Origin of the sequence: Chryseobacterium sp. RU33C, from assembly GCF_900156015.1 — a bacterium.
Lineage (GTDB): Bacteria > Bacteroidota > Bacteroidia > Flavobacteriales > Weeksellaceae > Chryseobacterium > Chryseobacterium candidae.
Genome location: NZ_FTMT01000017.1, coordinates 60,867 through 81,935 on the forward strand (window position 1 = coordinate 60,867; position 21,069 = coordinate 81,935).

18 protein-coding genes are annotated in these 21,069 nt (G+C 36.9%); 9 read left to right on the forward strand and 9 right to left on the reverse strand.

The window, feature by feature from the left end:
• Position 1 precedes the first annotated feature (1 nt).
• From BW946_RS14590 to BW946_RS14620, 7 genes are all read right to left on the reverse strand, one after another.
• A complete protein-coding gene (locus tag BW946_RS14590; RefSeq protein WP_076596877.1) occupies positions 2-811 on the reverse strand; it encodes an alpha/beta hydrolase in 810 nt (269 codons plus the stop codon).
• Positions 812-817: 6 nt separating this feature from the next.
• A complete protein-coding gene (paaC, locus tag BW946_RS14595) occupies positions 818-1,567 on the reverse strand; it encodes a 1,2-phenylacetyl-CoA epoxidase subunit PaaC (protein ID WP_076596878.1) in 750 nt (249 codons plus the stop codon).
• 135 nt (positions 1,568-1,702) lie between these two features.
• Positions 1,703-1,984 carry a 1,2-phenylacetyl-CoA epoxidase subunit PaaB gene (gene paaB, locus BW946_RS14600; RefSeq protein WP_027373980.1) on the reverse strand — a complete coding sequence of 94 codons (282 nt, stop codon included), beginning with the start codon at positions 1,982-1,984 and terminating at the stop codon, positions 1,703-1,705.
• Between the two features lie 111 nt (positions 1,985-2,095).
• Positions 2,096-3,034 carry a 1,2-phenylacetyl-CoA epoxidase subunit PaaA gene (paaA, locus tag BW946_RS14605; protein ID WP_034695794.1) on the reverse strand — a complete coding sequence of 313 codons (939 nt, stop codon included), beginning with the start codon at positions 3,032-3,034 and terminating at the stop codon, positions 2,096-2,098.
• 86 nt (positions 3,035-3,120) lie between these two features.
• Positions 3,121-4,206 carry a 2Fe-2S iron-sulfur cluster-binding protein gene (locus tag BW946_RS14610; RefSeq protein ID WP_076596879.1) on the reverse strand — a complete coding sequence of 362 codons (1,086 nt, stop codon included), beginning with the start codon at positions 4,204-4,206 and terminating at the stop codon, positions 3,121-3,123.
• Positions 4,206-5,522 carry a phenylacetate--CoA ligase family protein gene (locus tag BW946_RS14615; protein WP_076596880.1) on the reverse strand — a complete coding sequence of 439 codons (1,317 nt, stop codon included), beginning with the start codon at positions 5,520-5,522 and terminating at the stop codon, positions 4,206-4,208. The genes BW946_RS14610 and BW946_RS14615 overlap by 1 nt, the downstream gene beginning before the upstream one ends.
• Positions 5,523-5,741: 219 nt before the next feature.
• Positions 5,742-6,320: a TetR/AcrR family transcriptional regulator gene (locus BW946_RS14620; RefSeq protein WP_076596881.1), complete on the reverse strand. Its 579-nt coding sequence runs from the start codon at positions 6,318-6,320 to the stop codon at positions 5,742-5,744.
• A gap of 369 nt (positions 6,321-6,689) precedes the next feature.
• On the opposite strand from BW946_RS14620, the gene clpB reads away from it, so the two are divergent.
• The 9 genes from clpB (at position 6,690) to BW946_RS14660 (ending at position 16,573) form a co-directional block, all read left to right on the forward strand.
• Complete coding sequence (clpB, locus tag BW946_RS14625; RefSeq protein ID WP_076596882.1) at positions 6,690-9,284, forward strand: ATP-dependent chaperone ClpB; 2,595 nt, start codon at positions 6,690-6,692, stop codon at positions 9,282-9,284.
• Positions 9,285-9,422: 138 nt separating this feature from the next.
• Positions 9,423-9,575 carry a hypothetical protein gene (locus BW946_RS21450; RefSeq protein ID WP_168802051.1) on the forward strand — a complete coding sequence of 51 codons (153 nt, stop codon included), beginning with the start codon at positions 9,423-9,425 and terminating at the stop codon, positions 9,573-9,575.
• 199 nt (positions 9,576-9,774) lie between these two features.
• Positions 9,775-10,302: a hypothetical protein gene (locus BW946_RS14630; RefSeq protein ID WP_076596883.1), complete on the forward strand. Its 528-nt coding sequence runs from the start codon at positions 9,775-9,777 to the stop codon at positions 10,300-10,302.
• Between the two features lie 18 nt (positions 10,303-10,320).
• Positions 10,321-10,965 (forward strand): hypothetical protein, encoded by a 645-nt coding sequence (locus BW946_RS14635; protein WP_076596884.1) that lies wholly within the window; start codon positions 10,321-10,323, stop codon positions 10,963-10,965.
• Between the two features lie 32 nt (positions 10,966-10,997).
• On the forward strand, positions 10,998-11,729 hold the full coding sequence (locus BW946_RS14640; protein ID WP_228402594.1) for a sensor histidine kinase: 732 nt from the start codon (positions 10,998-11,000) through the stop codon (positions 11,727-11,729).
• Complete coding sequence (locus BW946_RS14645) at positions 11,726-12,367, forward strand: response regulator transcription factor (RefSeq protein ID WP_076596886.1); 642 nt, start codon at positions 11,726-11,728, stop codon at positions 12,365-12,367. Before BW946_RS14640 ends, BW946_RS14645 begins: the two co-directional genes overlap by 4 nt.
• A gap of 248 nt (positions 12,368-12,615) precedes the next feature.
• Positions 12,616-13,620: a zinc metalloprotease gene (locus BW946_RS14650; protein WP_076596887.1), complete on the forward strand. Its 1,005-nt coding sequence runs from the start codon at positions 12,616-12,618 to the stop codon at positions 13,618-13,620.
• Between the two features lie 445 nt (positions 13,621-14,065).
• The gene (locus BW946_RS14655) at positions 14,066-15,079 is read left to right on the forward strand and encodes a zinc metalloprotease (protein WP_076596934.1); all 1,014 of its coding nucleotides are present in this window, start codon (positions 14,066-14,068) and stop codon (positions 15,077-15,079) included.
• A gap of 108 nt (positions 15,080-15,187) precedes the next feature.
• Positions 15,188-16,573, forward strand: coding sequence for a phosphatase PAP2 family protein (locus tag BW946_RS14660; RefSeq protein WP_076596888.1), 1,386 nt, complete (start codon positions 15,188-15,190; stop codon positions 16,571-16,573).
• Positions 16,574-16,720: 147 nt separating this feature from the next.
• Here BW946_RS14660 and BW946_RS14665 read toward each other — a convergent pair whose 3' ends face one another.
• Positions 16,721-18,586, reverse strand: coding sequence for a M1 family metallopeptidase (locus BW946_RS14665; protein ID WP_076596889.1), 1,866 nt, complete (start codon positions 18,584-18,586; stop codon positions 16,721-16,723).
• A 106-nt stretch (positions 18,587-18,692) separates the two neighbouring features.
• Positions 18,693-21,062: an outer membrane beta-barrel family protein gene (locus BW946_RS14670; RefSeq protein WP_076596890.1), complete on the reverse strand. Its 2,370-nt coding sequence runs from the start codon at positions 21,060-21,062 to the stop codon at positions 18,693-18,695.
• Positions 21,063-21,069: the final 7 nt, after the last annotated feature.

A 21,069-nucleotide genomic window follows, 5' to 3' on the forward strand; every position in this document is an offset into this window, starting at 1 on the left:
CTTATTTTTTATCAGAATCAAGAATTGCTTTCATTGCATTCTGATAATCCAAATTATCTGTTATTCCGTTGTGATACTGATCTTTTAATACAATCAGACGATCACCTTTTTTAAAGTTATTTTTAAGTTTTAAAGAGGCTTTATATTTAATAACCTCATCTTTATCACCGTGAAAAATAACGACTGGTGACTGAACGGTTTTTAAATATTCACAAGTCTCAAAATTATATTTCAGTAAAAACTTCGGAAGGAATGAAAATTTCTGATTCATTTCATCTTCCATGCTGTAATACGGTGCCTGTAAAATCAATAATCCTGCATTATGCATTGAAGCTAATTTTGCAGCTAATCCTGTTCCTACAGAATATCCTAAAATAATAATTCTGTTTTCCGGATATCTTTTCAAAAGCTCTTTGTAAGCATTTTCAACATCCGAAAAGATCTGATTTTTATTATTAATTTTATCTTCACTTTTTCCGTACCCCCTGTAATCAAGTATCAAAGTATCATAATTCATACTTCGATACAGCTGAGCTACTATTCCCCAGCTTTTTATTGATCCTCCGTTTCCATGAAGATAAAAGATGACTCCTTTTGAATTTTGAGCTTTGAATAAAACAGAACTCAAATGCTTTCCATCCTGCGTTTTGATGGGAACTTCTTCAAAATCACCATCAAATGTAAACTTGTAATTTTCGGGTAACTTTTCAGGATAAAAAATAATTTTCTCCTGATAGAAATAGATTCCAACACATAGTATCACATAGGCTGCAAGAAAAAAAGCCAATATCCCAAGAAGCAACTTCTTCATAATTTACTACCACGTACAACCAGGATATGCTCTCTGCATATACTGAAGTTCACAAAGGATATACCCGAAATACTCTGTATGATATCCTGTTCTTGATTTGGGCTGCATGAAAGGATTTTCCGGATATTCTAAACCGAAGTCTGCAAAATCTTTCTTTGTAATGGAAAGAAACTCTTCGTAAAGAACGTCTGCATTGGGAGCAATGTTCAAGGCAACAAGGTCGTCTTCACCTTCTGTTTTAGCAAAAAGCCCCTTTGTATATTCCCAGATATTTTCAATAGCTTTTACCAAACGGGACTTACTTTCTTCTGTTCCCTGCGCGAAGATTTTCATCCAGGATGCAGCGTGTGTATAGTGATATCTTACTTCTTTCAATGATTTTTGAGCAATGGCAGCTAATTCTTCATTAGCAGAATTGGATAAAGCTTCATACATCAGTTTTTGATATACAGACAATACATATACTTTAAGAATAGTCTGTGCATAATCTTCATTAGGAAGTTCTGTCCAATGTGCGTTAACGTATTCATGCTCGTATCTTAAAAATGCGATATCATCTTCGCTTTTGCCATTGTCAATCACTCGTGAAGCATAAACGTAGAAGTTATTGGCCTGTCCCAGTTCATCCAACGCAATATTCGTCAATGCAATATCTTCCTCCAGGTAAGGGCCTTCACCGCACCATTCGGACAAACGCTGTCCCATAATGAAACTGTCGTCTGCTAGTTTTAATAAATAATTATATAATGGGTTCATTATTTTTTTATTTGAAAATTTGAGAATGAGTTAATTTGAAAATAAATGAATCGTCTTAATTAAAAATTTGAGAATAATTAACTTGGTTAAGGTCATTTTCAAATTTTCAAATTAGTACATTTTCAAATTATTAATCTACATATTTTTTACGTCGTTAGGAATCTCGTAGAACGTTGGGTGACGGTAAAGTTTGTCATCAGCCGGATCAAAGAATGCTTCTTTATCTACTCCCTCTGAAGTCACAATATATTTACTTGGAACCACCCAAACAGAAGTTCCTTCTTTTCTTCTTGTATAAACGTCTCTTGCATTCTGCAAAGCCATTTCTGCTGTGGGTGCCTGTACAACTCCAACATGTTTGTGAGATAATCCCGGTTTAGTCTGAATAAACACTTCCCACATATCTAAATTTGCCATAGTCAAATAAATTTAACAATGTATCAATGTACCAGTTTAACAGTGAGATGCTTCGACAAGCTCAGCATGACAAAGATTGTTACATTTCCACATTGGTATATTGTTACATTATTATATTACTTCTTTTTGTTGTTTCTCTGCAAAAGCAGCTGCTGCTTCTTTTACCCATGAATTTTCTCTTTGCGCTTTTCTCTTAGTTTCGATACGCTTTTTGTTGCAAGGTCCGTTTCCTTTTAAGATTTCCATGAATTCATCCCAGGGAAGTTCTCCGAAATCATAATGCTGTCTTTCCTCGTTCCATTTCAGATCTTTATCCGGAATGGTTAATCCTAAGAATTCAGCCTGAGAAACAGTAACATCGATAAATCTCTGACGAAGACTGTCATTACTTTCTCTTTTTACTCTGTAATTCATAGAGATTTTAGAGTTGGGTGAACTGTCATCATTAGGTCCGAACATCATCAGAGCCGGCCACCAGAAACGGTTTAATGAAGCCTGAGCCATTTCTTTCTGTTGTTTTGTTCCACGGCATAATGCCATCAAAATTTCATATCCCTGTCTTTGGTGGAAAGATTCTTCTTTACAGATCTTTACCATCGCTCTTGAATAAGGACCGTAAGAATTCCCCATCAGCATTACCTGGTTCATAATAGCAGCACCGTCTACCAACCAGCCAATGGCTCCGATATCTGCCCAGCTTAAGGTAGGATAATTGAAAATACTTGAATATTTTGCTTTTCCTTCCAGCATATCATCATAGGTAGCATCTCTGTCTGCCCTGATGCTTCCGTCTCCTAACGTTTCAGTGGCAGAGTAAAGGTATAAACCATGACCTGCTTCATCCTGAACTTTTGCCAGAAGAGCCATTTTTCTTCTTAATGAAGGCGCTCTGGAGATCCAGTTAGCTTCCGGCAGCATTCCTACAATTTCGGAATGCGCGTGCTGTGAAATCTGACGAACCAATAATTTCCTGTAATCATCAGGCATTACATCTTTGGGTTCTACTTTATTTTCTTCGTGAACGTATTGAACAAATTTTTCTAAGTCCATAATTTTTTCAATTTAGCAATATACCAGTCTGGCAATGTACCAATGATTGTTACACTGGTAAATTGTTACATTGTTACATTAATTTTTTAAACATCATAATTTAGCATCACCACATTGGTTGTAGGGTGACACTGACAGGTAAGAACGAAGCCTCTGGCTACTTCTTCTTCGGTAAGCGCGTAGTTTTTCTCCATAAAAACCTCTCCTTCCAGAACCTGCGCCTTACACGTACAGCAAACGCCTCCTTTACATGCGAAAGGAACCGGAAGCTGATCTTTCAATGCTTTATCTAAGATACTCTCTTTTTTAGAATTAAGGTGGAACGAATATTCATCATCATCAATGATTACTGTTACCATGCTTTCAATATTGGCAATCGCCTTGAATTCATCACTCATTTCCTCCGTATTTTCTTCATCCGGAGCGGTGAAATATTCGAATAGCACCTGAATAGCAGGTACTTTTTTATCCTTTTTCAGATAGTCTGCAATCCCTTTAATCATTTCTGAAGGACCACAAATAAAATAAGTAGCTTCTTTTACATCAATATCTGTATATCTTTCAAATAGCTGCTCCAGTTTTTCAGCAGAAATTCTTCCTTCGAAAACAGGATCTTCATGCTTTTCACGGCTCACTAAATAAACTACTTTCAATCTGCCGTTAAAAGATTCTGCCAATTTATCAATTTCATCTTTCTTCATCACGTGATTCATACTTCTGTTGCTGTAGAACAGATAAGCATTTGAATTCGGCTCCTGATAAAGGCTTTCTTTAATATTGGACAAAACGGGGGAAATTCCGCTTCCTGCAGCCAGCCCCACATAAGTTTTCACGTTTGAAGGGTGATAAGAAGTATTGAAACCACCCATAGGAGGCATTACTTCCAGCACTTCATCCATATGAAGATGTTCGTTGAAATAACCGGATACTTTCCCGCCTTCAAGCAGCTTCACCAATACTTCCAGTGTGTTGCCTTTTTCACTGGGAGCATTACAGATAGAGTAAGAACGTCTTTCTTCATTTCCGTTGATCATCATTCGGAAATTCAGATACTGTCCTTGTTTAAACCTGAACTTGTCTTTCAGTTCTTCAGGAATTTCTACCGCCACATTCACTGCTTCGGAAGTATCTTTCTGAACTTTAACTGTTTTAAGTTTATAAAATGAATTCATTATTTTTTTAGTATTCTATTAATTTTTCCACCTTCGCACTTCGGCAAACTGTCCTGGGCATGAACTTTCACTTTCGTAGTAATTCCTACCCTCTTTTTTATTTCGTTTTCTATATTTTTTCCAAAGTTCCCGACAAAATTAAAATAATCATCGGTATTTGATTCTATTTTTTGAGATTTTACCAATTCATCATCGATTTCAACATCAATATCCAAAGCGACACACATCTGTTCTTTCTCTACAGGCGTAAGATAGTAGTTAGGAACGACTCCCTTTACATAAGAAAAAGCATCTTCAATCTGGCTTGGATATACATTCACTCCTCTTACGATCAGCATATCATCTGCTCTTCCTACAACAGGTTTCATCTTCACCATTGTTCTTTTGGCACTTTTATCGTAATAAAGGCTGGTGATATCATTCGTCCAGTACCTTAAAAGAGGCATTGCTTTTTTGGTTAAAGTGGTAATGACCAATACACCTTCTTCTCCAAAAGGAACCGGCTGTTGGGTAACCGGATCTAAAATCTCAGGATAAAAATGATCTTCCCAGATATAAGCGCCTCCTTTCTCTTCGAAATCCTCCATGGAAACTCCCGGGCCGATAATTTCACTTAAACCATAAATATTGGTTGCATGAACACCTAGTCTTTCTTCAATATGTCCTCTGATAATTTCCGTCCATGGTTCTGAACCCAGCACTGCATATTTTAGACTGATTTCGTCTGCAGAAATTCCTCTTTTTGTAAATTCATCTGCAATGGTTAAAGCGTATGACGGCGAACAGCAAATGACCTTCGGCTTAAAATCTACAATCAGATCTACCTGTCTTGCCGTCATCCCTCCCGAAATAGGAAGAACACTCATTCCCAGCATTTCAGCTCCGTAATGAAGACCTAAGCCTCCGGTAAAAATCCCGTAACCATACGCATTATGCAGCTGCATTCCTGGTCTTGCTCCTGCGGCATGTAAAGATCTTGCCACCACTTCACTGAAAAGGTCTACATCTTCTTTGGTATATCCTACCACAGTCGGCTTTCCTGTTGTTCCGCTTGAGCAATGAATCCGCTGAAGCTCACTTTTAGGAACGGTAAATAATCCGAACGGATAGTTATCTCTTAAATCCTGCTTGTAAGTAATAGGAAGTTTAGTGATATCTTCAATCGACCTAATATCCTGAGGAGATATTTGCAATGCATCAAATTTCTTTTTATAAAATTCCGACTTCTCCCCCAAATAGCTGATCAGGCTGATCAACCGGTCGGATTGAAGCTGTCTCAACTGATCCAGCTCCAGATATTCAACTGAAAAATCCATAAAACTAACTAACATTTGTTAGGTGTAAATTTAAAAAGATTTTGGAAGCTGGCAAAATTTTTATGATTTTTATCATATTTTGAATGATTCTAAATAAGAAGAAGTCATTAAAATGATGCTCACTTTCATTCTGAGCGGAACGAAGTGGAGAGAAGAATCTTTTAAAAATCTACATTCTTTTACGAGATTCTTACTTCTCCAGAATGACAAACAGAATGGTTATTTCTTTTGATTTCCTAACAATCCAAAAAGAATTTTCTCCCTTATTTCGTCGGTAATTTCATCAGTGGAATCACTGCTTCTTTTGAACCAGAAATAGGAGTTATTTAAAGTATGCAGAATAAATCTTGTGGTAAATGACGGAGACTTTAACTCCCAGTTTTCAGCTTTATAGATCTCGGAAATCAGTTCCTCAACTTCCTGCTGGTAGTTTTTTCTTAATTCTACAAATTCGGGAAGTCTTTCTTCAAGATGTTTCCATTCATTGGAATAGATATGGGTAACATCACGGTTTTTAAGAACAACAGAAAGGTGTTTATCCAATAGCAGGTTCAGTTTTTCCTTCGGTGCAACAGCTGTATTTTTTACTTCCTGAAGTTCATCGAAAAACTCCTGAGCAATGCCAAAGCAAATCCATTCCAGAATTTCTTCCTTTGAACGGATATGGGCGTACAGTGATGCTGCTTTGATATTGAGTTTGGTAGCAAGATCTCTTACTGAGCTTCCCATATATCCTTTCTCTTTGAAAAGTTCTACTGCTACGTTGAGTATTTTTCTCTGTTTTTCTTTTAGTTCCATCTGGTAAAATGCAAAAGTAATTATTCTGAATTAAACTGTTCATTTTTTGCTCAGAAAAAGAAAAAGACGCTTTATTTTCATTGTAATTATCAGGATACTTTACTCTACTATGACTATTTGTTCATGAATTTCAAAGAAATAATTGCAAAACCGGAAAATTTGTCAAGTTAAATTACCGTTAAAAGTACAATATCCGGAAAATTTGTCCTATTTTTTTGTAAATTTAATAATTGAACAGTTTTTGCGATACACTCATCGAATAAATGATTAAATAATTGATGGCATTAAGAAACTGAGCCTTAGAATTTAGTTTCTTGATGTTTTTAAAAACTAAACTTAATACAAACCATTACTAAAAATATAAAAGATATGAACTTAAACCAATATACTGTAAAATCGCAGGAAGCCATCCAGGCAGCACAGCAGGTTGCTATGGAATTGGGCAACCAAAGTATCGAACCTCAACATCTCCTTGAAGGAATCTTCCAGGTGGATGAAAATATATCGCCTTTCTTACTGAAAAAATCTGAAGCAGATGCCAATTTGGTAAGAGAGCGCAACCGTGAAAATTTAGAGAAACTTCCAAAAGTGCAGGGAGGAAACATTTATCTTTCTCAATCTGCCAACAAAGTACTGCTGGACGCCCCCAATATCGCAAAGAAAATGGGTGACGAATATGTAACGATTGAACACTTATGGTTATCTCTGCTGGAAACTTCTTCTGAAGTATCCAAAATGCTGAAAGATATGGGCGTAACCAAAAACCTGCTGGAAGGCGCTATCAAAGAATTAAGAAAAGGAAGCAAAGCCACTTCTGCAAGTTCAGAGGAAACGTATCAATCCTTAAATAAATATGCTAAAAACTTTAACGAGTTAGCAGCAGAAGGGAAACTGGATCCTGTCATAGGGCGTGATGAAGAGATCAGAAGGGTTTTACAGATCCTTTCCAGAAGAACTAAAAATAACCCGATCCTTATCGGAGAACCCGGTGTGGGTAAAACTGCAATTGCTGAGGGAATTGCTCATAGAATTATCAGCGGTGACGTACCGGAAAACCTGATGGATAAAACATTGTTCTCACTGGATATGGGAGCTTTAATCGCCGGAGCCAAATACAAAGGTGAATTTGAAGAGCGTCTGAAATCTGTTGTGAATGAAGTGATCAAATCAGACGGACAGATTATTCTTTTCATTGACGAGATCCACACTTTGGTAGGAGCCGGAGGCGGTGAAGGAGCAATGGATGCAGCTAATATTTTAAAACCTGCTTTGGCCAGAGGGGAATTAAGAGCCATTGGTGCTACTACGCTGAACGAATATCAAAAGTATTTTGAAAAAGATAAAGCGTTGGAAAGACGTTTCCAGAAAGTAATGGTGGAAGAACCGGATACTGAATCTGCCATTTCTATCCTTCGTGGTATCAAAGACAAATATGAGGCTCACCACAAGGTAAGAATCAAAGATGAGGCAATTATTGCTGCAGTGGAAATGTCTCAGAGATATATTTCTGACCGTTTTTTACCGGACAAAGCCATCGACCTTATTGATGAAGCTTCTGCAAAGCTTAGAATGGAAATCAATTCAAAGCCGGAAGAACTGGACGTTCTGGACAGAAAATTAATGCAGCTGGAAATTGAATTAGCCGCCATTTCAAGAGAAGGCAACCAGACCAAGATTGATCACCTTAAAGAAGATATTGCCAAAATTTCTGAACAGAGAAATGAGATCAATGCCAAATGGCTGAAAGAAAAACAGAAAAGTGAAGATCTTACCCAGATCAAAAAAGATATTGAATCTCTGAAACATGAGGCAGAAAGAGCTTCCAGAGCAGGAGATTATGCCAAAGTAGCGGAAATCCAATACGGAAAACTTCGTGAAAAAGAGGAAGAGCTTGCCAAAGTGGAACTTGAAATGCAGAATCATCAGAATGAACTGATCAAAGAAGAAGTTACGGCAGAAAATATCTCTGAAGTGATTGCTAAATGGACAGGTATTCCTGTCACCAAGCTGCTGCAGTCTGAAAGAGATAAGTTATTGAATCTTGAGGCTGAACTGCACCACAGAGTGGTAGGACAGGACGAAGCGATTCAGGCGGTTGCAGATGCTATCAGAAGAAACAGAGCCGGTTTGAGCGATGATAAAAAACCTATCGGATCCTTCTTATTCCTGGGAACAACCGGCGTAGGTAAAACCGAGCTGGCAAAAGCATTGGCAGAATTCCTGTTTGATGACGAGAACAATATGACCAGAATTGATATGAGTGAATACCAAGAACGTCACAGTGTGTCAAGACTGGTAGGAGCGCCTCCGGGATACGTAGGTTATGATGAAGGAGGACAGTTGACTGAAGCCGTAAGAAGAAGACCTTATTCCGTAGTGCTTTTAGACGAAATTGAAAAAGCGCATCCGGATGTTTTCAATACATTACTTCAGGTTTTGGATGACGGACGTCTGACGGATAATAAAGGGCGGGTGGTGAATTTCAAAAATTCTATCATCATCATGACCTCCAATTTAGGTTCACATCTGATTCAGGAGAATTTTGAGAATCTTACGGAGGAAAATCAGGATGAAATTGTGGATAAAACAAAAGACGAGGTCTTTGATCTTTTGAAACAGACTCTGCGTCCGGAATTCCTGAACAGAATTGATGAAATTGTACTCTTCCAGCCTTTAAGAAAGAAAGAAATCGGAAAAATTGTTCAGTATCAGCTGAGAGGATTCAATGAAATGTTATCCAAACGAAACATTATTATGACTTTCACTCAGGATGCCGTAGATTATCTGATGAATAAGGGATATGATCCTGCCTTCGGAGCAAGACCATTGAAAAGAGTGATTCAACAGGAAGTTTTAAACAAACTGTCTAAAGAAATCCTTGCAGGAAACGTAAACGATGGAGACCGAATTACTCTGGATTATTTTGTAGAAACAGGACTGGTTTTCCGACCTGCCGAACAATAAAATAGTTTTTTTCATATACATTATTTTTGTGAATAAGTGCTGCAGATTAAATCTGCAGCACTTATTTTTTTTACTTTTTATCCTAATTATGTGAAATAAACTTATCTTTACAATACTAATAACTAAAACAGAATCAGTATGAAAAAACTTAAAAGAAACGATTTAAGGAAAATTGATGGCGGTCTTATCGCTCCTGTCATTATGTGTGACGAAAATATGAACTGCCCTGCCAATCTGTGCTGCACTTCAGGATACATTTGCAGGGACTGGAGAAAATATCCATGTATTTAAAGAAAAACGGGGAAATATACTTTCTCCGTTTTTTTATAGAATGAATTGAATTTTCTTTATCAGAAATTGTTACCCTTCACATACAATCCGTAAAATCACGGTAAAATAACAGTGTAATTCCCAATTTGTGAATACATTTTCTCGAATATTTTTTACGAAATTTGCATATTAATTGAGTTTTACCGTAAACCACTAAGCTATGAATACAGAATCAAACAATCCATTTCAACCTGGAACCATGTCAAACGGTCTTATCCAGGCTCTGATCGACAATTACCGTCAAAATCACCTCAATGCTATCAATACCAATTTAGGAATAGATGATGCTCATTCCATCTGGTTTGACCTTCCGAAATTAAAAAGCTTTATTGCAAAGATCGAAGAAGAAGCTGCAAAAGTAGATCCTTCTGCTTCTGAGGAAGATCTTGGAATCAGATTTTATTATGCCACTTATCCGAAACAGGAAAACTGGTCTATCATGGACTCTCACCCTGTTCCTGTAGAATACGCCGGAAAACACACCCTGGTAATGATTCCAACATTGAAAAAAGCCGATGAAACAGGGGAACTTATTGATTATGATTTCAATCCTTTTCAGAGTGCTGATGGCAAACCTTTAGCATTAAACGCGCGTTCTGCCAAAGGTATGGAACAAGATGATACAGGTCTTGGAGAAAACAATGGACAACTTACACCTCCTAAGAACTCATTTGGGGAATCATATTAACAATTAAATTATAAATACATGACGGATTTCCAAGAGTTTGCAAGCAAAAGCATGCTTTGGGCTGAGGGACTTGCTGCGTTTGTTGGCATTTTGTATTACAATCGTATAAGAAAAGAATATTGGAAATTTTTTGTGTTTTTCTTAGTTTTCATCTTTCTTAGTGAGGCATATGGTAGATGGGGAAAATTTGCTTATTTTTCTAAAGCTTATTTTTACAATTACTTTTTAATGCCTATCCAGTTTATTTTTTTTTACTGGTTATATGCTGCCAAATCCTTAGGGAAGCCTAAACTTTTTTATGGATTATCCCTCCTTTATCTTCTGTCATTTATTCCCAATGAATTGTATTTCTCGGGAAATAAAATTGTATTTGCTTTTAACTATACTTTTGGATGTCTTATCTTAATGCTTTTGGTAGTTTTAGAATATTACAAGCAAATTAACTCTCAAGATATTATTCACTTTAATAAAAACAGAATGTTTTATATTAATTTGGGCATAACACTTTCTTATATTGGAACGCTACCTTTCATGGCATTTTATTCAATTTTGTTAAATTATATGGAAATATGGGATATTTATTTTAGTTATTTTCTAATGTCAGGTGTAGTGATGTATATCTTATTTGCAAGTTCATTTATATGGGGAAAACAGAGCTCTTAATAGTTATTATTCTATTCAATATACTTTTTGTAATGTTTGTAACGGCAGTTTTGGTCTATATCAGAAGTTACAAACAACGCAAGAAGGAACACGTGAATGAAATTGAAAGAAAAAATGAACTTCATCAGAGAGAGCTCCTTTCTACCCAATTGGAAATTCAGCAGGCCACGATGCAGCAGATCGGAAGAGAACTGCACGACAACATTGGCCAGAAACTCACCCTCGTAAGCCTTTATGTACAGCAGATGCTTTATGAAAATAAGGTATCCGAGGCAAGTGAAAGAATTGATCAGGTTTCGCAGATTATCAATCAATCTCTGCAGGATCTTAGAAGCTTGTCAAAAACGTTAACGGATGACAACATCAACCAGAAGGAAATTGTAACTTTGATACAGGAAGAAGTAGATAATACCAATTCCTTTAAAAAATGTCATGTAAGTTTTGAACACAATTTTAAACAACTGGATTTAGGTTTTGTTCATAAGAATGTTCTTCTCAGAATTACTCAGGAATTTATTCAGAACAGTATAAAACATTCCCGTTGTAAAAATATTTTTATCAGCCTTAATACTTCAGAAGATATCCTTTGGGAACTTGATATTCGTGATGATGGAATCGGTTTTGATACTTCCCAGATCAAATCCAATGGAATAGGCCTTACCAATATGAAAAACAGAGCTGAAATCATAGGGGCAGGTTTTCGTATGGAAAGCCAGGAAAATAGGGGAACTCAAATCAATATTATCTTAAAAAAACAGTCATGAAAAAATCTATTGTCATTGTTGACGACCATATACTTATTGCTAAAGCTCTGGAAGGAATTATTGGTAATTTCAGTGAATTTGAAGTGATCTATGTAAGTGAAAACGGGAAAGATCTTATCCAGAAATTTGAAGAGGGCAAGCCGATTCCTGATATTATTCTTTTAGATATCAGCATGCCTATCATGGACGGTTTTGAAACGGCAGTATGGCTTACAAAAAACCACCCTGATATTAAAATTATGGCACTCAGCATGCAGGGAGATGATAACAGTGTAATTAAGATGATCAGGAGCGGAGCAAAAGGCTATCTGCTGAAAAACACCCATCCAAGAGATCTGGAAACCGCACTTACCAGACTTAATAGCGATGGTTTCTTTTACCCGGATTGGGCTTCCAAAATCATATTTTCCAATTTGAACAAAGAGACAGAAACTGAGATTGCAGTAAGAATTTCCGACAGAGAAAAAGAATTTCTAAAATACACAGTAACCGAACTCAGCTATAAGGAAATTGCAGACAGAATGTGCTGCAGCCCAAGAACAGTGGAAAGCTATCGTGACCAGCTTTGTGAAAAGCTGGATCTCAAAACCCGTGTAGGACTAGCCGTCTTTGCCATTAAAAATGGTTTCGCTAATTAAGTTTTACCGTGAAAAAATTCTTTTAAATATGATTTTAAAAGAAAATAATTTACACAAAAAAATTAAAAACCAAAAATGAATCAGCGAATTCATTTAAATTAAGTAAATATCAATAAATAAGTAAAAACACTAAATAAAACACAAGCAAAACAAGCAAAAATTAACCATAAATCAATAAAACAAAGAAAATTCTTGTATTTTAATTTTAAATAATATAATTTCATATTCTCAACCTAAATGATTTTGATATGAAAAAACTATTATTTGGAGCTTTTATGCTCAGTGTAATGGCAGCATGTAACAATGACAGCATCACCAATCAAAACGAAAACACAACTGACGAAGCAGTAACTACCGCAAGTCTGGTTCAAAGAGGCTGTGCTTCTGAGGAAATCAGACAAGAAGCATTAAAAAGAAGCCCTGAACTCCAACAAAGATTTGCAGCATTAGAAACCAACACAGAAAAATTCGCCAATGACGTGAAGTTTGGAAAAGTTCTTGCCGATGGTACTGTAGAAATCCCGGTTATCGTAAATGTCATCTACAAAACAACAGCTGAAAACGTTTCTAATGCAAGAATTGCAGAACAAATTGCGGTACTGAATGCTGATTATTCCGGCACCAACACTGATGCCAGCAAAATCCCGACTGAATTCCAGACGGTAAGCTCAGGAAATACAAAAGTAAAATTCAGACTGGTAAACACCGTTAGGAAATCCACTTCAAAAACAAGCTGGGCAACTAATGATGATATGAAAAAAGCATCTAAAGGAGGAATTGATGCTACTAATCCTACCAATTACTTAAACTTATGGGTGGTGGGTAAAATGACCAGCCAGGGACGTACCATTCTTGGGTATGCCACTTTCCCTGAATCTGCAGGTTTATGGAATGACGGTGTTGTAATTGCCGCTCCATATTTTGGAAAAACCGGAGCTTCTTCACCTTTCAACTTGGGAAGAACCGCTACACATGAGGTAGGGCACTACCTAAACCTAAGACATATCTGGGGAGATGCCAATTGTGGAAACGACCAGGTAAGTGACACGCCTACACAAACTACAGCAAATTATGGAAAACCTTCTTACCCGCTATACAATACCTGCAGCGGCGTACAAAGATCCGTCATGTTTATGAATTATATGGATTATGTAGATGATGCTGCCATGTTTATGTTCTCTGCAGGACAAAAAACAAGAATGCAGTCTGTAGTAGCTTCTTCTGGTGCAAGATCCGGATTAAGAGTATATTAAAATTATAATCCTTTTACATATTTGAAATCTGTCTCAAGTCTGGGACAGATTTTTTTATCTCCTACTTTGTTTTCATTTCAGAAATACAAATAATAATGAAAAATATTGAAATCAGATCTGCCATTGGACCTACTGGAATAATCTGCCAAGAAAATAAGTATCTTCTGACTCTTTAAAAAAAACATTTCAGCCCGATTTATTATAAAAAAAATTCTAAAAAACAGCAAAATACTAAAATTATTTACACCAAAAAAACATACTTAAATATGAAATATAAAACAAGTAGTTGATTTTAACTAAATTCAATACATTCATCATTTACATGATTTAAATTCAATCAAACAGCCTATAAATTAAACATTTGTTAAGTATTTTAAAAAATAGCTTGCATATTAATTTCAAATACTATAATTTCACATCCTCAACCAAATTATATTATAACGATATGAAAAAATTCTTATTTGGAGCCCTGGTTCTGGGCTTTATGTCGGCGTGCAACAACGACAACTTAACTCATCAAAACGAGACTTCTCCGGATCAGGAAAATACTGTTCCAAGTGCACTTAGAAGAAGCTGTCCGTCAGAAGAAATCAGACAAGCAATGCTTCTGAAAAACCCTTCACTCAAGCAAAAAATAGCTGATATTGAATTCAGTACTGAAAAATTTGCAGAAAATCTTAAAGTAGGAAAAGTGTTGGCAGATGGAACTGTTGAAATCCCAGTAGTTTTTAACGTAATTTACAACACTTCTGCTCAGAATGTTTCTGATGCAAGAATTGCAGAACAAATTGCAGTCCTAAATGCCGATTATGGAGCAACCAATTCCGATATCACGAAAATTCCTTCTGCATTTAAACCAGCCGCAGCTGGTGATGTAAAAATCCGTTTCAAATTAGTAGCAACCAACCGCAAACAGAGTACAAAGACAGGATGGAGATCTGATCTGGAACAAATGAAAAAAGCCAGCACAGGAGGAATTGATGCCACTGATGTAACAAAAAACATGAATATCTGGGTTGTCAATTCAATCCTTGATGAAAACAACCAACCCGGAACCTTAGGCTACGCCTATTACCCTGAACATGCAGGGCAATGGTATGACGGTCTTGTCATAGGATATCAGTATATAGGTAAAACTGGTGCTTCTGCTCCGTTCAATTTAGGAAGAACAGTAACACATGAAGTAGGACACTACTTAAACCTTCCGCACCTTTGGGGATCATCTGATGCAGGATGCCAGACGGATTACTCTAATGATACCCCTACATCTCCCGGCCCTAACTATGGAAATCCTACTTATCCTCTGAACAGAGTGTGCGGAGGGGTAAGCCGTTCTCAGATGTTCATGAACTACATGGATTATGTGGATGACAAATCTATGGTTATGTTCTCTGCCAACCAAAAAACAAGAATGCAGGCTGTAGTAGCAGCATCTGGACCAAGAGCAGGGTTAAGGTAATCAAAAAGCTCAGCTAGAATATTATAATAATATTAAAATAGTCTATCTCAATTTTTGGGATAGATTTTTTTAATATTTTTACGCGATTTAAATTTCACTACTACCAAGATGAAAAAAATAGCATTAGCATCCGGAATACTATTGCAATTATGCTTTATTAAAGCACAGGATACTATTCAATCCCGAAATCTCAAGGAAGATCTGGCTGTCATCAATTCAGGGTATACTATTCAGGAGAAAACTCCTTTTTTCCAAAAAGAATGGGTAAAAAAATCAGTAGCTCCTGCCCTTCTTTTTACTGCAGCCGCAGCAACTTGGGGAGAAAAAGAAAATATTCGAGAGGTAAGAAACCGCTATCTTCCCAACTTCAAAGTCAAATATGATGATTATCTGCAATACGCTCCTGCTGTAGCTGTTTACGGATTAAAGCTGGCAGGTGTAAAAGGCCGTAACAATATTGGACGAGCTACTTTATCTTATGGTACAAGTTTAGCCATCATGGCAATTTTAGTTAATTCTATTAAGTATACAGCAAAAGTGGAACGTCCGGATGGATCCAAAAACAATTCTTTTCCATCGGGACATGCTGCTATGGCGTTTACCAATGCAAGCTTTCTCCACAAAGAATATGGTTTGGTAAATCCGGCCTACAGTATTGCCGGATATGGTTCTGCTACTCTTACAGGGCTTGGAAGAAATTTAAATAACAGACACTGGGTTCCGGATATTCTTGCCGGTGCCGGTATCGGGATTATATCAACAGAACTGGGGTATTTTTTTATTGACAAAATTTATAAAAACAAGGGGGATAATTTAAGTATGTTATCCAGAATACAGGGTAACGATTACCCATCTTTTCTTGCGCTGAAAATGGGGACTGCTTTAGGGACAACCAACTTCCTGAAAGAATCTGAACTGGATGATAAAAAACAAATAGGTTTTGAGGGCGGACTGGAGGGCGCTTATTTCTTTTCAAAAAAATGGGGCGTGGGGGCCGATATATCCTTCAGCAGCTTCCCTATTAAATCTCAAAGAATAACATTAGATGACGGGCAGGACTTTGGTGATCATGAAATCAAAACACAATCCATGGGATTTCTTTCTGCCGGCATAGGACCTTATTTTTCTCATGAAATATCAGATAAATGGCAGCTTACGGTAAAGATTACCGGAGGATACGCTGCTACTGCCAATGGAAAAGTATTTGTAAGAGGAGAGGGTATTGATGCTCCCAACCACGAGCTTCAGATAGCCAGCTACAAACCAAAACCAGCTTTCCGATGGAATACTGGTGCTTCTATGACCTACAAGTTCAACCCTGGATTAGGTCTTACTTTCTATACGGATTACAATCAGATCAATTCTACTATCCGCTATTACTTCAGTGATGATATTAAGGAAAGTGCTGAACTGGATCAGGAACTGAACAACCTGATTGCTAAAGAAAAAATCAATTATATTACACTAGGTTTACGATTGACTGCCTATTTTTAAAACAAGAAAGAGGCTGTCTCAAAAGTGTCATTCTGAACGAAATGAAATGTAGTGAAGAATCTCATATGTTTGGTTATCAATGAGATTCTTCCTTCGTCAGAATGACAAAAGCCAGATTGTTTGACTTTTGAGACAGCCTCTTTACTTTTATAAGCTTTTACGGTTGTCATCCGGAGTATAATCCATAAAGATATCTCCGTCCAGCTGTACCGATTTTATTTTCTTCTTAATGGGAATTACAAGGTCAGTCAGTTTTTGATCTTTTTCCCATACAGAAGGTGAAAAATGGAGTTTTTCTGTTGTTCCGTCATCATACGATAATAGAGCATCAAACGGAATGGCAAAGCCCCCTACATTTGCAACATTAATGGTAAGCATGTCATTCATCTGGGATGCACCTGTTACTTTTAAGTCAATATAATTATTGGTATAAAACCAATTCTGGAAAAACCAGTTCAGGTTTTTTCCAGAGCCTGTATTCATAGAATTGAAATAATCCCAGGGCACAGGATGTTTCCCGTTCCAGTTATCCATGTAGTGATGTAATGCTTTTTTGAAGAGTTCATCTCCTAAATAATCTTTCAGCGCCAGATAAGACAATGAAGATTTTACATAAGAGTTGTTTCCATATCCGGCACCGCTTACCTGTGTACTCATCGTAATCACTGGTTGATCCTGTTCTGCAGAAGGATCATTGATCCATCTTTTAACGCGGAAGTTTTTGTAAAATTCCTTGGCAGCCGCTTCTCCGTTTTCATCAATACCTATAAGATATTCCAGCGTAGTTGCCCAGCCTTCATCCATAAATGCATATCTTGTTTCATTGATTCCCATATAGAAAGGGAAATACGTATGGGCAATTTCATGATCTGCCGTAAGCCTTGCATCATTAAGATCATCAGGAATGCTGGTATCATTAATCATCATAGGATATTCCATATCTGCGTATCCCTGGATAGCCGTCATGACGTTGTAAGGGTATTCCACACCCGGCCAGTTTTTTGAGAACCAATCCAGATTGTAGCGCATCCAGTCTACATAATGTTCAAAATCTTTAGCTCCGTTTTTATATCCGGCCTGAACACTGGCTCTTTTTGTTTTTAACTGAACACTGGCTGCATCCCACACATAATGGTTACTCATCGCAAAACAAAAATCTGTAATATGGCTGGCTTTAAATTTCCAGACGTTCCATTTATTCTGCCTGGTTACTTTTCCGGACTTCATTTCCTGTTCTGTGGCAATATGCATCAGCTTATCACTTTTCAGAGAAGCTTTATATCTTTTTAAATATTCGGGCTGAAGGACAGCTTCCGGATTCAGAAAATCTCCGGTTGCCCAGACTACATAATTTTTCGGTGCGGTGATGGCAAAACTGTAATCATTGAAATCATTATAAAACTCCTGTCTGTCTGAGTGCTGCAGCATATCCCATCCGTTGTAATCATCGTACACGGAAATTCTCGGAAAAGAGTATGCCACATAAAATGTTTCAGGATCAATCTGCCCTTCTCTTCCACTCTGAACTGATAATGGATATTCCCACTCTATTTTAACCTCAGCTTTTGATTTAGCTTTCAGAGCTGATTTTAATTTTACTTTTTCAACCGTACTCCAATCATCACTGTTGATCTCATATTTTACATTGTTTACCGTAAAAGATTTAATTTTCAGTCCAGACGAAAGGAAATCCTTAGACACAAAACCAGATCTTGGCGACTGCGGCTTGTGAAGGTTATTCACAAATCGAATAGCCAGTTCATTCAGATGATCCGGGCTGTTGTTGGTATAAACAATGGTTTCTTTTCCGGAAACTACTTTTGTAGCAGCATCTACTCTCACCTCTACATTATAGACTCCTTTATTCTGCCAGTAGTTTTTTCCTGGCGCTCCGGAGATATCACGCGTTCCTCTTTCATACGCTTTTTTGATATTCCTCGGCATATACAATTCCTGAGCTGACAATTGCAGTAAAGAAACTGCGATCAGCATCCCGGAAAAAATTTTCTTCATAGCAATCTTTTTAAAGATAAGTATCAAAAATAACGAAAATACACCATCATAAGACCATTATTTCACGATAATATTTCACAAAAATTGACTTTTTAATTAAAATATTCTACAATCTATCCTGCTCAGCTGTCTTCTTAATTGTTTTTGCATTTTTAACCGATTGATTTCCAAAGTTGAATTTCAATGAAAATGTCACTCCCTGAGTATCGGTATAATCAAGAAAATAATTATCCTGATTCGCATATTTTGTGCTGACCTTCTGCCCCGTGGATCTGAAGATATCACTAAAAACAAGACTGGCTTCCAGTTTTTTACTAAAGAATTTTCTGTTCATTACAAAATAGGCTGACCACAGAGAAGATATCCTGAAAGTTCCCTGTATGCCGGGAGAATAGTAGCGGTGTCCCATTTCCATTTTCCAGTCGCTGCTTTTATCCAGCGTCAAGCTTGTGGAAATATTGGAAACCCAGTTCCATACTTTATTTTTATACAATATTCCATCAATTCCTTTGAAATAATTTTCGTTATGTTCAAGATTTTCAGAAAGGATAATATTCCACCAGGATTTCACCTGGAAATTTTTATACAAACTTACTCCGAAAGCTTCTCCTTTCTCAATATTGGTAAAATAATAGATCAGACTATTGGTACTTGGCTCCTGATAGGAAATTTCCATGGAAGGATATATTTCTTTTCTGTAGTACAAATCCATATTCCAGTCTTTCCAGGAATAAGTAAGATTAAGATTGTGGGTAATGGTTGCTTTTAATTTGGGATCTCCCTGATAATAGGAAAACAGATTGTAGTAAGATTTTGCAGGATTAAGCCATGAATAGGAAGGTCTGCTGATTCTTTTTCCATAGGAGAACCCAAATTCCTGTTTGTTTGCTGTGGTATATTGTGCATAAAAAGTGGGAAAAAATTTCCAGTAATTGGTCTTATTCAGTTCATAAGGTTCGGAAACTACGCCTTCAAGATCTGTCATTTCTGCACGGAGCCCTCCTTTGAAACTCCACTTCCCGATATCGTAGGCTAAGGAAGAATACAGGGCAAAATTGTGTTCTTTATAATCAAAAATACTGCTTTTTTCCGGTCTGTATTGTAATGCTCCGTTCTCGTTATCGGAGAAATCAAGTGTACTGCCGGTCTTTACAAAACTATACTTCGTTCCCGATTCAAGTTCCAGTTTTTCCCCTTTCCATTGATAATCGAATTGGGTGGAATACAGCTGAACATCTGCTTTATTCCGGGTAAAGAAGTTATCTTCTTTCGGTGGCTGTCCGGCAAAATTCAGGTAGGTGATTACATTCTGATATTTATCGGCATTATTTCCGGTAAAATAATTAATCCATGAAAGACTGCTTTTTTTATTCAGTTTTCTGTCTATCTGAAAGCTCACAGAGTTATTTATGGAACGGGAACGGTGATCATTGATAGTGGTATAATCAGATTCTACTCTATCCTGCTGGTTATAGATCAGCGTAGGAACATTGTAGGTTCCGAAGGACTTTGGAGAAAAATACCCTGAGTAGTTGAGGCTTAGATTAGTCAGACTGTCCAATTCATATTCCGCATTAAAATTCAGGGTATTCTGGTTATTGTTTTTATCCTTCCTGTTCATCGTACTCACCCATCTGGTTTGGCTTTCCGGATAGTTTACATAATCTGTTCCTTCCCGGTAGTACGTTCCCAGCCCTTTATAATAGCTTCCCATTAAGGAAAGTTTATCTTTTTTAAAATATTGTGAAACACCAAAAACGCCTTTCGCATATTGGGTCTGCACATATTTGGATGAAAGAATACCACGATAGCCTTCGATTTTATTCTTTTTCAGAACGATATTCAGTACGGCACTTCCTGAGGCTTCATATTTTGCAGGCGGGTTGGTAATCACTTCTACTGATTTTACGTCATCTCCCTGTGTATTTTCAAGAAGATTTTTAAGCTCATCCCCTGTCAGCATTACTTTTTTATCATTAATAGTCACCAGAATTCCGGTACTTCCCTTTACACTCAATACACTATTGTTGATGGTGACACTGGGTGTATTTTTTAGGATTTCCCAGGCATTGAGGGAAGAAATATTACTGTTTTCCACATTAAATTCCAGACGATCTACCTTTCTTTTCACCAAAGGCTTGCGTTTTGTCATCACCACTTCTTCTATTTCCTGAGATTCTTTTTTAAGAATGATATTCAGCATTTCAGGCTCTTTTAAATCTATTTTTTTCTCAAATAAGGAATATCCCTGATTTTTAATAACCAACTTCATCTCCTGTTCTGCGATATCCTCCATCACAAACTTCCCGTTCTCATCTGTTTTCAATTCTTTGATTAATTTATTTTGAGCATTATAAATTTCCACCTTTACTGATGAAAGCTTTTCGTTTTCAGTGTTCACTACTGTTCCTCCCAATTTTTGTTTCTGGGCAAGAATCAAAGCTGGAAAACACAGAAGAAAAAGAATTTTATACATATTTATT

Bases quoted from the DNA above. Each gene is read 5' to 3' on its own strand.
- BW946_RS14590 (WP_076596877.1), bottom strand. From the start codon at position 811: ATGAAGAAGTTGCTTCTTGGGATATTGGCTTTTTTTCTTGCAGCCTAT.
- paaC (WP_076596878.1), bottom strand. From the start codon at position 1,567: ATGAACCCATTATATAATTATTTATTAAAACTAGCAGACGACAGTTTC.
- paaB (WP_027373980.1), bottom strand. From the start codon at position 1,984: ATGGCAAATTTAGATATGTGGGAAGTGTTTATTCAGACTAAACCGGGA.
- paaA (WP_034695794.1), bottom strand. From the start codon at position 3,034: ATGGACTTAGAAAAATTTGTTCAATACGTTCACGAAGAAAATAAAGTA.
- BW946_RS14610 (WP_076596879.1), bottom strand. From the start codon at position 4,206: ATGAATTCATTTTATAAACTTAAAACAGTTAAAGTTCAGAAAGATACT.
- BW946_RS14615 (WP_076596880.1), bottom strand. From the start codon at position 5,522: ATGGATTTTTCAGTTGAATATCTGGAGCTGGATCAGTTGAGACAGCTT.
- BW946_RS14620 (WP_076596881.1), bottom strand. From the start codon at position 6,320: ATGGAACTAAAAGAAAAACAGAGAAAAATACTCAACGTAGCAGTAGAA.
- clpB (WP_076596882.1), top strand. From the start codon at position 6,690: ATGAACTTAAACCAATATACTGTAAAATCGCAGGAAGCCATCCAGGCA.
- BW946_RS21450 (WP_168802051.1), top strand. From the start codon at position 9,423: ATGAAAAAACTTAAAAGAAACGATTTAAGGAAAATTGATGGCGGTCTT.
- BW946_RS14630 (WP_076596883.1), top strand. From the start codon at position 9,775: ATGAATACAGAATCAAACAATCCATTTCAACCTGGAACCATGTCAAAC.
- BW946_RS14635 (WP_076596884.1), top strand. From the start codon at position 10,321: ATGACGGATTTCCAAGAGTTTGCAAGCAAAAGCATGCTTTGGGCTGAG.
- BW946_RS14640 (WP_228402594.1), top strand. From the start codon at position 10,998: ATGTTTGTAACGGCAGTTTTGGTCTATATCAGAAGTTACAAACAACGC.
- BW946_RS14645 (WP_076596886.1), top strand. From the start codon at position 11,726: ATGAAAAAATCTATTGTCATTGTTGACGACCATATACTTATTGCTAAA.
- BW946_RS14650 (WP_076596887.1), top strand. From the start codon at position 12,616: ATGAAAAAACTATTATTTGGAGCTTTTATGCTCAGTGTAATGGCAGCA.
- BW946_RS14655 (WP_076596934.1), top strand. From the start codon at position 14,066: ATGAAAAAATTCTTATTTGGAGCCCTGGTTCTGGGCTTTATGTCGGCG.
- BW946_RS14660 (WP_076596888.1), top strand. From the start codon at position 15,188: ATGAAAAAAATAGCATTAGCATCCGGAATACTATTGCAATTATGCTTT.
- BW946_RS14665 (WP_076596889.1), bottom strand. From the start codon at position 18,586: ATGAAGAAAATTTTTTCCGGGATGCTGATCGCAGTTTCTTTACTGCAA.
- BW946_RS14670 (WP_076596890.1), bottom strand. From the start codon at position 21,062: ATGTATAAAATTCTTTTTCTTCTGTGTTTTCCAGCTTTGATTCTTGCC.